We start from the raw sequence: 12,795 nt of genomic DNA, 5'->3' as shown, positions 1-12,795 counted from the left end.
CACGCCACCGAGCTACCCGGTATGAGAGCAGAATTCAACGAATCGCCGGAGTATCTCGTTTGACCACGTAACATCCACGCTGGGCAATGCGGCGACAATGGTGTCGTACTCCGTTAGCGGGAAGTAGCCGTAGTCGTAGAAGAAGTCCATCCGCGTGCGCATCGCTGCAGCGTCCATCTCCGCGTGGAATTGCGTGGCCCAGACGCGATCGCCGTAGCGAACCATCTGCACCGGGCAGGTCGGGCCGCCAGCGAGTACCTCGAGTGAGTCCGGCAGGATCTCCGGGTTCTCCGTGTGCCCGGTCAACACCGTGAAAGTATCGGGGAAGTCTTCAAGGAGCGGGTCCGTGCTGGCTGGAGCGGCAAGCGTGACGACGCTCGGCCCCGAGACTTCCGGTGCGGAATGACCGACCGTACCGCCGAGTTCGGCGACGAGCCAGCTAATGCCGAAGCAGACAAAGAAAACGGGAAGGCCGCAGTGGAGGATCCCCGACAGCTCACGGTGGACGTGTTCTTGCCACACGTCGTATTCAGGCGCGGTGACATTGAGTGAGCTGCCACCCACAACCACTCCGTCAACAGCGTCGAGAGAACCGATCGGGGTGTTGGCATCACTGATCACCCGCATCTCCAGGTCCCGTTCGCGAAGTCCGGTTGCCTTGAGGACGTCGTTAAATTCGGCGCGCGCGACCTGGGGGCCGAGCTCACCGGTGCGCAAGGAAACAAGGAGAATGCGTGCCATGGGCGACATCCTATACCGCTCTGTCTACTCCCTGTGCGCCGGGGTCCGTACCGACTGTTCCACCAGATCGAGAATTGCTTCCAGCCGGTCGGCGGGAACGCCTGCGGCCAACTTGATGATCAGCCCCTCGAAAACGGTGGTGAGGTATTCCTGAATCACGTCGGGAGAGACGTCGTCACGCTTGAACGCGTTGTCCTCCAGGCGTTGACGCAGAGCATCGTCGAGCACGACCTGATGGGTTCGCCACCGTATCTCGAAATCAGGGTCAGTACGCAACCTGCGCACGATTTCGGAACGTGTGATGAACCAGTCGTTGGAGTCCGGGTTGCGCACGATTCTGCGCATCACCTCAATCAAGCCGTGCTGTGCGACAACCTCCGCTTGGCGGGCTGCATCCTCGGCGGCGATGGCGAGGAACAGCTCCTCCTTGTCCCTGAAGTGGTGGAAGATCGCACCCCGGGTCTTGCCGGTCGCTTTCTCGAGCCGTGACACCGTGGCCCCCTCGTAGCCGTAGCGTGCGAAACACAACCGAGCGGACTCAATGATTTCCTGGCGACGACGCGACAATTCGTTGTCGCTGATAATCGGCATGCGTGCCCCGTTCACATATCGGCATGAGGGGAGAAGAAAGGAGGCCACCCGCCCATCCGGCAGGAGACCCCCTGTGTGACCTAATGGTCAAATGATGGTGTTAGTTCTTCACCATCTGGCGCAGCACGTACTGCAGGATACCGCCGTGGCGGTAGTACTCAGCCTCACCTGGCGTGTCAACGCGAACCTTGGCGTCGAACTCGACCGTCTCACCGCCTTCCTTGGTGGCGGTGACGTGGACGGTCTCCGGGATGGTGTCGCCCTCGTTGAATGCGGTCACGCCGGAGATGTCGAAGGTCTCGGTGCCGTCGAGACCCAGGGTCTCGTGGGACTCGCCCTCCGGGAACTGCAGCGGCAGAACGCCCATGCCGATGAGGTTCGAGCGGTGAATACGCTCAAACGACTCGGTGATGACGGCCTTGACGCCGAGCAGGTTGGTGCCCTTTGCAGCCCAGTCGCGCGAGGAGCCGGTGCCGTACTCCTTGCCCGCCAGGACGACGAGCGGGATGCCAGCCTCAGCATAGTTCTGGGCGGCGTCGTAGATGAACGCCTGCGGTGCACCCTCCTGGGTGAAGTCACGGGTGTATCCACCGGCCTCTTCCACCAGCTGGTTGCGCAGGCGGATGTTGGCGAAGGTACCGCGAACCATGACCTCGTGGTTGCCACGGCGGGAACCGAAGGAGTTGTAGTCCTGGCGCTCGACACCGTGGGAGTCGAGGTAGTTCGCGGCCGGGGTGCCCGGCTTGATCGACGAAGCGGGGGAGATGTGGTCGGTGGTGACCGAATCGCCCAGCTTCGCTAGAACGCGTGCACCGGAGATGTCGGTCACGGACTCCGGCTCCGTCGGCATGCCGTCGAAGTACGGTGCCTTGCGGATGTAGGTGGAGTCCTCGTTCCACGCGAAGGTCTTGCCCTGGGGGATGTCCAGGCCCTGCCACTGAGCGTCACCCTTAAACACGTCGGCGTAGTCAGCCTCGTACATTTCGCGGGAGATGGTGTCGGAGATGGTCTTCTCGATCTCCTCCGGCGACGGCCACACGTCCTTGAGGAACACGTCGTTGCCCTCGGAGTCCTGGCCGAGCGGCTGGGATTCGAAGTCGAAGTCCATGGTGCCGGCAATCGAGTAGGCGATAACAAGCAGCGGGGACGCGAGGTAGTTCATCTTCACGTCCGGGGAGATGCGGCCCTCGAAGTTACGGTTGCCGGAGAGAACAGCCGTCGCGGTGAGGTCGTACTCGTTGATGGCGTCAGAGACCTCGTTCGGCAGCGGGCCGGAGTTACCGATGCAGGATGCGCAGCCGAAGCCGGTGAGGTAGAAGCCAACGGCCTCGAGGTCCTTCCACAGGTCCGCGCGGTTGTAGTAACCGTCGACGACCTGGGAGCCCGGAGCCATGATGGTCTTGACCCACGGCTTAGCCTTCAGGCCCTTCTCAGCAGCCTTGCGGGCCAGCAGCGCCGCGCCGACCATGACGGACGGGTTGGAGGTGTTGGTGCAGGAGGTAATTGCCGCGATGGCGACCATGCCGTGGTCGACGGTGTACTCGCCGCCCTGCGGGGACTCGACGATGACCGGCTTGGAAGCGCGGCCCTCAGCACCCTCGGCAGCGGACTCGCCGTTGCCCGGCCAAGACTCGTTGTAGGAGACGGTCTCGACCTTCTCGGCGCGGACCGGCTCGAACGTCTCGTTGCCGGCGTCGTTGTAGTCCGGAAGCTGGTTGCGGAAGGTCTGCTTCGACTCGGACAGCAGGATGCGGTCCTGGGGGCGCTTCGGGCCGGCGATGGACGGCACGACGGTGGAGAGGTCGAGCTCGAGGTACTCGGAGTACTCAGCCTCCGGAGCGTCCTGCTCGAGCCACATGCCCTGCGCCTTGGCGTACGCCTCGACGCGCTCGATGGTCTCCTTGTCGCGGCCGGTCAGCTCGAGGTAGCTGATGGTCTCCTCGTCGATCGGGAAGATCGCACAGGTCGAACCGAACTCGGGCGACATGTTGCCGATGGTGGCGCGGTTGGCTAGCGGGATCTGGCGAACGCCGTTGCCGTAGAACTCGACGAACTTCTGAACCACACCGTGCTCGCGCAGCATCTCGGTGATGGTGAGCACCACGTCGGTTGCGGTCACGCCGACCGGGATCTCACCGGTGAGCTTGAAGCCGACGACGCGCGGGATGAGCATGGAGACGGGCTGGCCGAGCATGGCCGCCTCTGCCTCGATGCCGCCGACGCCCCAGCCGAGGATGCCGAGGCCGTTTTCCATGGTGGTGTGGGAGTCGGTGCCGATGCAGGTGTCCGGGTACGCAACGCCGTCGTTGTCGAAGACGACGCGGGAGAGGTACTCGATGTTGACCTGGTGGACAATACCGGTTCCCGGCGGGACGACGCGGAAGTTGGAGAAGTTCTCCGCACCCCAGCGGAGGAACTGGTAGCGCTCCTCGTTGCGCTGGTACTCGATCTCGACGTTCTTATCCAGAGCGTCGGAGGTACCGAAGGCCTCGATGATCACGGAGTGGTCAATAACCATCTCAGCCGGGTTGAGCGGGTTGACCTGGTCCGGGTTGCCACCGAGGGTGGAAACGGCCTCGCGCATGGTGGCGAGGTCGACAACACAGGGCACACCGGTGAAGTCCTGCATAAGGACGCGGGCCGGGGTGAACTGGATTTCGATGGAGGGCTCTGCGGCCGGCTCCCAGTTCGCGATCGCGTTGATGTGGTCCGCGGTGACGTTCTTGCCATCCTCGGTGCGCAGGAGGTTCTCGCCGAGAACCTTCAGGGAGTAGGGAAGCTTCTCCATGCCGTCGACGGCGTCGAGTGCGTAGTAGTCGTAAGACTTCCCGCCTACCTCGAGCGTGCGCTTGGCGTTGAAGGAGTTCTTGCTTTCAGCCACAGTGAGCTCCATTTCTCGTCGTTAAACCAATGTGAGTCAAATACGACCCATTGGGGTGGTCAATGCCTATCTTAGGGGCACAGTCCACCTCTCGGCGCTTATATTAACCCAGCGGCTGCAAGGTTTACGCACTGAGCGCGTGCTTCGGCACTGGCAGCGACACACAACCGGGGGTAGGGGAGTAGGCGTCGACACGCCGGGGCGCCCTTATCCTCGGCGCAGGACACAGCGCTGGGATAATGGCGAGCGCACCTGCGCCCGTGGCGGCGCGTCGTTACTGCCGTTAGGAGGCCGCCGAATGATTCCCGCGGACACGGATATGGAGTCGTTGCGCTCGCAGCTCCTCGACGACGGCATCGCCTTCGGCACCGACAATCCCGTCAACCCCGGGCTCGAGGCAGCGCTTCACGACGCCCTCAGCAACGCCGACACCACAGCCATCGACCCCGTCGGGGTAGTCGTGCTGGAAACGACTCCGCTGCAGCCGGCGGACCTGCGCGACGTCGCCCAGGACCTCGTGCTGAACACCCCTTTCGAGACGGTGATCATCCGCACCCCGCATGCTGCGTCCGCGGTCAGTGAGCACCTCACGCGCCACCAGATTGAGACGGCGCAGCGCGCCATGGTCGCGGAGCCGGACTACCCGGCGGGCCTGCGCCTCTTCATCGACACCGCGCAGTCGACCTCCTGGAACTGGGCCCTCATCGCGCTCGCGGTGATCATCGGCCTCGCTGTTGTGGCCGGCATTTCCGCCCTTCAGGCGCGGGTCAAGGCTTAAGACTTCACCAAACTATTACAGGGCGGGTGTGACTAATGTCACCCCGCCCTTAGGCGTGTCGCGTTCACGCTGGGTAGTGCGCCCTTGGGTCACGTTATAAACCTTGACGCCTGTGAAAGTTGGTAAAGGTTGTGCAACAGATTGATTAAGTGGCGTATGGTTTCATTGTCGGCTCGCGAGTCGGATTTAACTTCAATCTCACCATCAATTACATCAGCTACACGCGGTGTTTTTAGTACGGGCATGTGGGGAAGCACGCCAAGCACTAGCGATGGCCGGGAGTAGAAGGGCGATCAGTCTTGCGGATCGGCTTAAGTAGTCAGTCAATAGTCAACGCGTGTCCAGCCCCTAGCCTTGTCTAGTCAACAAGGCCGATGGGGTGAGGCCGGTGTGGGCCCTGTTCGGTTTCTCAGCGCCTCGCAACCGTGCCTCGTCGCGACGCGCGCCGTGAGGAGCCCTTGTGGATACCCATGCCACTGGCATCCGACGACGCTGGTCGCATCTCACGACCCGCATCGTTGCATGCTCGACCACCATGTCCTTGTTGTGTGCGGCGGGTGCCGTTGTGCAACCCGCGGCACAGGCGCAAGAGCAGAGCGCCTCGTCGCTCGTCGCCGCCATCTCGTCTGCCCAAGCCCGCATCGATTCTCTCGACGTCACCATTGGAGACCTCACCGAGAGCGTCAACCAAGCGCTCGTCGATCTTTACGACGCCCAGGCGGCCGCAGAGCAGGCCCGACGCGGTGCCGAGGAGGCGCAGCGTCGCCTGACGCAGTCGCAGGCCGACGTCGACGCGGCACGCGCGGAGCTCGAATCACTGACCCGCACCCAGTACCGCAACGGCGGCAGCCCGTCTCCGCTCGCCGGCTTGGGAAGCAGCGATGCGCAGCGCGATCTGCTCGACCGCTCCATGTTCCTGCGCCAACAGATTGAGGAGAAGCAGGCGAAGCTCGACAGCGTCGAGCGGGCCCGCACAGAAGCTGCCAACGAGGAGTCCCGCCTGCGCCTCGCCTCCGAGCACGCCGAGCGCACCGCCCAGGCCGCGGCCGACGCCGAGAGCCAGGCGCGCTCCACTCTGGAGACAAACCAGGCCGAGCTCGACGTTCGCCTCGCCGAGCGCGACAGCGCCGTCGAGCAGCACAAGGCCTCCCAGGAGCAGTTGGCGCAGGTTAGGCCCGAGGCCGCGGCAGAGCCCGCCACCGAACCCGCCACTGAACCAGCCACCGCGCCCGCCACCGAGCGTGTCGACGCCCAAACTCTCAGCGAGCTGGAAACCGCGGTCGAAGACACCGTAGAAACCACCGTGGCGGAGATTGCCCCCGACGCGCCGGCCCCGAGCGAGGAGCAGGTAATCCAGGCGGTGGAAACCGCGCTGACCCTCTACGGCGGTGACGCGTCGGCAAGCGAGGACCTGTCATCCCAGGCGGCGACGATCGCCGCGGCGGCCGCTCTTGTCGGCTCCTCGCAGGCGGCGCACGGCGGGTTTGAGAACCCGTACGGAAGCAGCAGCAGCGAGCTCATCGCCGCGTTTTCCAGCGGCCTGTCCTCCGTGCTGTCCCCGGATGCGTCGTCGGCTCCCAGCCCGGATGTGTCCTCCGTGCTGCCGGACGTGCCGACGGCGGAGGAAGTGTCCAGCAACATCGCCGATAATCTCCCGGCCGCCCCGAACTCCTCGAAGGTGGAGACCGTAATCGCGCGAGCGATGGCGACGGTCGGAACCCCCTATGTGTGGGGAGGCGGTGACGCCAACGGCCCCACCTACGGTGTTAACGGGGGCAGCATCAAGGGCTTCGATTGTTCTGGGCTCGTCCTCTACGCCTTCGCGGGCGTGGGTATCTCGCTGCCGCACTACACCGGCTACCAGTACCAACGCGGCACCCAGGTCGACCCCAGCCAGGCACAACGCGGCGATCTGCTGTTCTGGGGCAACAACGGTGACAGCCACGTCGCCATCTACCTCGGCGACGGCACGATGATCGAGGCCCCGTCGGCGGGCCAGACCGTGCGCGTCTCCCCAGTGCGCTGGTCGGGTATGTCCCCGAAAGCCGTGCGACTGCTCTAACATCACGTACATGGCATTGAACGACTACGACGCACTTCTCGTTCTTTCCTTCGGTGGACCCGAAGGGGAGGACGAGGTTATTCCTTTTCTTGAGAACGTAACCCGCGGGCGCGGCATCCCCCGCGAGCGCCTCGCTGAGGTGGGCGAGCATTACTTCCACTTCGGTGGGGTCAGCCCAATCAACCAGCAGAACCGCGAGATCATCGCCAACATCGAGAAGGAACTGGCCGCCCGCGGCCACGACCTGCCGGTCTACTTCGGCAACCGCAACTGGCACCCGATGGCCGAGGATACGGCCAAGGAGATCCAGGCCGCCGGGCACAAGCGCGTGCTGGTGTTCGCCACCTCCGCGTGGGGCGGCTACTCCGCCTGCCGCCAGTACGACGAGGACATCCTGCGCCTGCGCGAGATCACACCGGAGATCGAGTACACCAAGCTGTGGCAGTTCTACGGCCACCCCGCCTTCGTCGAGCTGATGGCGCGGCCGACGCGCGCCGCGTGGGAGGCCGCTGACCAGTCGGTTTCCCGCGTGCTGTTCACCGCGCACTCGGTGCCCAACGCCGCTGACGACTCCTCGGGCGGGCCGAAGGACCCCAACCTGTACTCCCGCCAGGTCGCAGAGGCCTCCCGCCTCGTCGCCGAGGCCGCGGGCATTTCCGACTACGAGGTCGTCTGGCAGTCGCGCTCCGGCAACCCCGCCACCCCGTGGCTTGAGCCCGACGTTGTCGACCGCTCCCTCGAGCTGGGCAAGGAGGGTGTCAAGCACATCGTGTGCGTCCCGATCGGGTTCATCACCGACCACATGGAAGTGGTGTGGGACCTCGACACCGAGCTCAAGGACGATTGCGCCGAAGCGGGCATGACGGTGGATCGCGTTCCCACCGTCGGACTCGAGCCGGGGTTCGCCTCAATGGTGGTGGACATCGCCGAAAACGTCACCCAGAAGGAAAAGCCCGCCACCTTGTCAGAGGTCACGGTCCAGGGCTGCACGGTCAACGGCTCGCCGTGCGCGCCGGATTGCTGCATGATGCAGCGCCCGGGCATGCCGGCGCCGAGTCACCCGCAGAACCCGGTGGTCTAGCGGTACGCCCGATCCCACGCCCTCTGGTAGTCACGCACCGCGTCGGCAACGCCGGCCATCCGGGCGGTGCGGATGTGACGCCAGAGGGCGAAAAGCTGCGGGTCGAAGCTGTGGTCGTTCGCGCGCTCAGTCACCGTTTCGACGATCGCAGCGACGCGATCCGCCCGCGCAAAGATCTTCGCCGCCCGCGGCGTCACACCCCTCGGCAATCCGGGGGTGTCGTAGAAGTCCGCGATCGAGCCCACGGTGAGCCGGGGGTTCGGCAGGTCGGTGCGCGCACCGCCGGCCGCCTCGATGAGCACCGCCGCGTCGTCCGCCGCCCGCGCCAGCAGCGCGTCCGCCTCGCCGGGGCTGAGCCACGACGGCTCCGGGAGCCGCTCCGTCTCCTCGAACCAGCGCCAGGCAACGCCGGCATTCTCAACGTCGTAGTGGGGCACGAGCACGTGGGAGAGGCCATCTTCGCCCTTGATCACGAGCGCGCCGGCTGGCCCGAGCGCCTGCGCGGCGGGGGAGCCGGCACGCAGCGTGGCCGCCTGGCCCGGCCCCCACAGAATCAGGCGGACTACAGGCTCGCGTGAGCTCAAGTCGGCGCTGGTGCGGGCGTCGAGAAGCAAGGCGGCGATGCCCTCGTCGCGGTAGATGTGACGGCCGCCGAGGTCGGTCAGCGCCGCGGCCGTCTCGTCGGTGGACTCGGCGCCGTAGAGCCACGCGGCGAGCCACACCGCGGTGTTTTGCAGCGGGGAGTAGACGCCTGCTCGGATGTGCATGAGGGGCAATGGTAGCGCACCACCGCGCGGTAGACTGAGCCGACTATGACACGTAACGACCCCTATGGCTCAGATATCCTCAAAGGCCACGCCCGCCGACGCAAGCCCGCATACCCCGAGGTCCAGGCCGAACCGGGCATCGTCGTCGAGGTCGTCGGCTCCGATTTCGTGGGCGCAGTCATCGCGTTCGATCGCACCCACGATGGCGACTTCGTCCGGCTCGAAGACCGGCGCGGGACGCAGCGGCTGTTCAAGATGCTGCCCGGGGCGTTCGAGGTCGAGGGCCGCCGGGTTACGCTGACGCGCGCCGTCGCTGAGCAACAGGCCCCCGCGGTGTCGAACTCGGGGTCGCGGCGCGTCGAGGGGGTGCGCGCGAAAGTCGCGATGCCGAGCCGTATCTGGGTTGAGGGCATCCACGACGCCGCGATTGTGGAGAAGGTGTGGGGCCACGACCTGCGCGTCGAGGGAGTGGTGGTGGAGTACCTCGAGGGGCTCGATAACCTCGCGGCACGACTGGAGGAGTTTCAGCCCGGCCCGGGCAGGCGCATCGGCGTTCTCGCCGACCACCTCGTCGAGGGCAGCAAGGAGACCCGGCTCGTGGAGAACGTCGGGCCCGACGTCCTTGTCACCGGCCACCCCTACATCGACATCTGGGCGGCCGTGAAGCCCGCGAGCGTGCGCATTCGCGAGTGGCCGCAGGTGCCGTACGGCGAGGACTGGAAGCAGGGCGTGTGCCGCCGGCTCGGCTGGGGCGACACCTCGGAAGGGTGGCACCGCGTGTACTCAGCCGTGAACACGTACAAGGACTTGAACTACACACTGATCGGGGCCGTCGAAAGGCTCGTTGACTTCGTCACCAACCCGCAGCTCAAAAAGTCGGACCTCTGACGCATGTAAGGTGGCGGGTGTGGGCGCAATCGTTTGGTTTATCGCAGCGGCAGTACTGGCTGGCCTCGAACTGGCCGCCGGTGAATTCACGTTCCTTATGCTCGCCGCGGGTGCGCTCACAGCAGCCGGTGTCTCGTTAGCGGGGATCCCCCTGTGGGCCGAAATCGCGGTGTTCGTCGCGTCCTCGGCCGCGTTCTGGTTCTTCCTTCGCCCCTACCTGCACAAGCAGTTCCACAAACCAGGGGCCTACGACGACAGCCCGCGAGCCCTCGTCGGCGCCCGCGCCGAAGTGCTCGAGGACATCACTCCGCACGGCGGGCAGGTGCGTCTCGACGGCGGCATCTGGTCCGCCCGCTCGCTCGACCCGTACGAGACCATTCCGGCTGGAGCGCACGTTACCGTTTCGGATATCGACGGCCCCGTTGCGGTCGTCTGGAAGGAGCCCTAGTGGGCGCAATAGTTGCAACCGTCATCATCATCTTGGTGGTGGCGATCCTGTTCAGTTCCATCAAGATGATCCAGCAAGGCGAGGCCGCGGTCATTGAGCGCCTTGGCCGCTACACCCGCACCGTCTCCGGCGGAGTGACCCTGCTCGTGCCGTTTATCGACCGCGTTCGCCAGCGCGTCGATACGCGCGAGCGCGTCGTGTCCTTCCCGCCGCAGGCCGTGATCACTCAGGACAACCTGACGGTGGCCATCGACATCGTGGTCACTTTCCAAATCAACGACCCCGCCAAGGCGATCTACGGCGTGGATAACTACCTCGTCGGCGTGGAGCAGATCTCCGTCGCTACGCTTCGCGACGTCGTCGGCGGCATGACCCTGGAAGAGACCCTGACGTCGCGCGAAACCATCAACCGGCGCCTGCGCGGCGAGCTCGACGCCGCGACCGCGAAGTGGGGCCTTCGCATCAGCCGCGTTGAGCTCAAGGCGATTGATCCGCCACCGTCCATCCAGCAGTCCATGGAGATGCAGATGAAGGCGGACCGCGAGAAGCGCGCGATGATTCTTACCGCGGAGGGTAGGCGCGAGTCCGATATCAAGACCGCCGAGGGTGAGAAGCAGGCCCGCATCCTTTCCGCCGAGGGCGAGAAGCACGCCGCCATTTTGTCCGCCGAGGCCGAACGCCAGGCGATGATCCTGCGCGCCGAGGGCGACCGCGCCGCAAAGTACCTCTCCGCGCAGGGTGAGGCCCGCGCGCTGCAGAAGGTCAACGCCGCGATCAAGTCTTCCGGTGTCACGCCCGAGCTGCTGGCGTACCAGTACCTGGAGAAGCTGCCGGAGATCGCGAACAACGAGGCCGCGACGATGTGGATGATTCCCTCGCAGCTCGGCGATTCGCTCGAGCAGTTTGCCAAGGCGTTCGCCAACAAGGATGACGACGGGGTCTTCCGCTACGAAACCTCCAGCGTGGACCAGGAGACCAAGGACATGGCCGGGGTGGAGGACACCGACCGCTGGTTCGACACGTCCACCGACCCGGAGTTGGCCAAGGCGCTGGCCGAGGCTCGCGCCGTGGCCAACAAGCACGTCGACGCCCCGGACCCGACGATGGATCGCCCCGAGATCGAGAGCGCCGTCACCGCCAGCCGCGACCTTGAGCCGCGCACGCGCGTGCAGGAGCCGGTGGTTAAGCCTGTCACGGAGCAGGACTCCTAGTCCAGCTGGGCAGCCCGCCTGATCAGATTGAGCGCGAGTGTGACGCCGGCCTGCTCCGCCTGCCACCCGGCCGCCTGAAGGCGCTGGCTCATCGCCTGCTTGGAAATGCCCAGCGCTTCGGCAGCCTCGTTTTGGTTCATGCCGCGCCGCACCAGCGCCGTGGCCTCCCGGCCCTCGAGGGTGCGCTTGAGCAAAACGTGCGCGATCAGCGCGAACGTGGCCGCGATGTCCGCGGCCGCGCTGCCGTCCGCCTCGGTGCTCACACCCACACTTCCCGGCTTGCGCCCGGCCGCCTCGGTCGCGGCGCTCAGCGCCGGCCCGCGCACGGTGATGCCGAGCCCGATAGTCCAGTTACCGTCGGACAACAACGCCATGATCACGTTCAGCGCGTCGTCCGGCGTGTCCACGTGCGCGCGGATGTCCTCCACACCAACGACCTCGAACGTGCCCACCCCGGGAAGCGTCGACAACGCCTCGGCCGAGCGCTTCACAAGCTGGGCGCGGCCCTTTTCTTTGCCCCGGTAGCGGGCGTGGACGGCGATCATATCGGTCTAGTCTAGCGGGTTTAGTCGGCGTGTCGGCAGGGTGGCGTCGAGAAGCAAGCCAGCGGTCCCGACGACCGCGAGCACCCCCATGATGACCAACACAACGGGGTTCGCCTCGCCGGTGAGCGCATCACCGAACACCGCCACGATCGCCGTGTTGGGCGCGGACCCGACGAGGGTGGCCAAGGTGAACGCGCCGAGCGGCACGCGCGAGAGCGCGGCGGCGTAGTTGAGGATGGAAAACGGCACGACGGCGATGAGCCGCAGGCTCGCGATCGCCAGCCACCCGCGCTGCTCAAGCCGCCGGTTGAGCGATTCCATCGCGGGGTGCTTCAGGCGCGGCTCCACGAAGTCGCGCAGCAGGAAGCGCACCACGAGCAGCGAGATCGCCGCCGCCACCGTCGTTGCGCTCAGCGCGATCACGATGCCCCACGCCGTGCCGAAGAGCACCCCGGCCGAGATCGTCATCACGGTTCGCGGGATGGGGAACTGCGTAACCACGACGTAGAGCACCCAGAACAGGATCGGGAACCAGGCTCCGGTTTGGTCGGCCCAGGTGCGCAGGACGGCGAGCGGGGGGACGTCGAGAAGCATCCATGAGGCGATGAATAGGGCAGCGGCGACCGCGATGAGCGCAATCCGGGATCTGCTCATGGGGTCCTTCCAATGCAAAAACCGGCTCCGTCCAGGGGAACCGGTGGGTTGTGCCCGAGGGGGGACTTGAACCCCCACGTCCGTTAATAGGACACTAGCACCTCAAGCTAGCGCGTCTGCCATTCCGCCACCCGGGCTGGGTGTTTTA

General features: G+C 65.5%; 12 protein-coding genes and 1 tRNA gene. 6 read left to right on the top strand and 7 right to left on the bottom strand.

The features are described 5' to 3' along the window. Positions 1-12: 12 nt before the first annotated feature. The 3 genes from RIU96_RS08490 to acnA form a co-directional block, all read right to left on the bottom strand. Positions 13-741, bottom strand: a complete 729-nt coding sequence (locus RIU96_RS08490) for a glutamine amidotransferase-related protein (RefSeq protein ID WP_136652549.1) — start codon at positions 739-741, stop codon at positions 13-15. Between the two features lie 24 nt (positions 742-765). Next, positions 766-1,332, bottom strand: a complete 567-nt coding sequence (locus tag RIU96_RS08485; RefSeq protein ID WP_311204879.1) for a TetR/AcrR family transcriptional regulator — start codon at positions 1,330-1,332, stop codon at positions 766-768. A 100-nt stretch (positions 1,333-1,432) separates the two neighbouring features. Then, the gene (gene acnA / locus RIU96_RS08480; protein WP_222119742.1) at positions 1,433-4,213 is read right to left on the bottom strand and encodes an aconitate hydratase AcnA; all 2,781 of its coding nucleotides are present in this window, start codon (positions 4,211-4,213) and stop codon (positions 1,433-1,435) included. Between the two features lie 298 nt (positions 4,214-4,511). Between acnA and RIU96_RS08475 the strand changes: the two genes are divergently transcribed. The 3 genes from RIU96_RS08475 to RIU96_RS08465 all read left to right on the top strand — a co-directional run bounded on the left by RIU96_RS08475 (position 4,512) and on the right by RIU96_RS08465 (position 8,134). Then, positions 4,512-4,991, top strand: coding sequence for an Rv1476 family membrane protein (locus tag RIU96_RS08475; RefSeq protein ID WP_006840297.1), 480 nt, complete (start codon positions 4,512-4,514; stop codon positions 4,989-4,991). A gap of 535 nt (positions 4,992-5,526) precedes the next feature. Then, positions 5,527-7,053, top strand: a complete 1,527-nt coding sequence (locus RIU96_RS08470; RefSeq protein ID WP_311204878.1) for a DIP1281 family NlpC/P60 protein — start codon at positions 5,527-5,529, stop codon at positions 7,051-7,053. Between the two features lie 10 nt (positions 7,054-7,063). Continuing rightward, positions 7,064-8,134 carry a ferrochelatase gene (locus RIU96_RS08465; protein ID WP_144689367.1) on the top strand — a complete coding sequence of 357 codons (1,071 nt, stop codon included), beginning with the start codon at positions 7,064-7,066 and terminating at the stop codon, positions 8,132-8,134. Here RIU96_RS08465 and RIU96_RS08460 read toward each other — a convergent pair. Beyond that, the gene (locus RIU96_RS08460) at positions 8,131-8,901 is read right to left on the bottom strand and encodes an Rv1486c family protein (RefSeq protein ID WP_144689365.1); all 771 of its coding nucleotides are present in this window, start codon (positions 8,899-8,901) and stop codon (positions 8,131-8,133) included. The two genes, RIU96_RS08465 and RIU96_RS08460, sit on opposite strands and share 4 nt — an antisense overlap. A gap of 45 nt (positions 8,902-8,946) precedes the next feature. Between RIU96_RS08460 and RIU96_RS08455 the strand changes: the two genes are divergently transcribed. From RIU96_RS08455 to RIU96_RS08445, 3 genes are read left to right on the top strand one after another with little or no spacing between them, the layout of a single operon-like run. Beyond that, a complete protein-coding gene (locus tag RIU96_RS08455; protein ID WP_144689363.1) occupies positions 8,947-9,789 on the top strand; it encodes a DUF3097 domain-containing protein in 843 nt (280 codons plus the stop codon). A gap of 19 nt (positions 9,790-9,808) precedes the next feature. Further along, positions 9,809-10,237: an NfeD family protein gene (locus tag RIU96_RS08450; RefSeq protein ID WP_144689360.1), complete on the top strand. Its 429-nt coding sequence runs from the start codon at positions 9,809-9,811 to the stop codon at positions 10,235-10,237. Then, positions 10,237-11,448, top strand: a complete 1,212-nt coding sequence (locus tag RIU96_RS08445) for an SPFH domain-containing protein (RefSeq protein WP_144689358.1) — start codon at positions 10,237-10,239, stop codon at positions 11,446-11,448. Before RIU96_RS08450 ends, RIU96_RS08445 begins: the two co-directional genes overlap by 1 nt. On the opposite strand, the gene RIU96_RS08440 is transcribed toward RIU96_RS08445, so the two are convergent. The 3 genes from RIU96_RS08440 to RIU96_RS08430 form a co-directional block, all read right to left on the bottom strand. Continuing rightward, entirely contained in the window at positions 11,445-11,993 is a 549-nt protein-coding gene (locus RIU96_RS08440) for a MarR family transcriptional regulator (protein WP_136652558.1), read from the bottom strand. The genes RIU96_RS08445 and RIU96_RS08440 overlap by 4 nt on opposite strands. A 6-nt stretch (positions 11,994-11,999) precedes the next feature. Next, positions 12,000-12,647 carry a TVP38/TMEM64 family protein gene (locus tag RIU96_RS08435; protein WP_144689356.1) on the bottom strand — a complete coding sequence of 216 codons (648 nt, stop codon included), beginning with the start codon at positions 12,645-12,647 and terminating at the stop codon, positions 12,000-12,002. 51 nt (positions 12,648-12,698) lie between these two features. Continuing rightward, positions 12,699-12,784 (bottom strand) — tRNA-Leu (locus tag RIU96_RS08430). Between the last annotated feature and the right edge of the window lie 11 nt (positions 12,785-12,795).

The sequence above is a fragment of the Corynebacterium sp. Z-1 genome (assembly GCF_031844665.1).
GTDB lineage: Bacteria > Actinomycetota > Actinomycetes > Mycobacteriales > Mycobacteriaceae > Corynebacterium > Corynebacterium sanguinis.
Note: the sequence above shows the minus strand (reverse complement) of the source record. Positions and strands in the feature narration are given on the sequence as shown.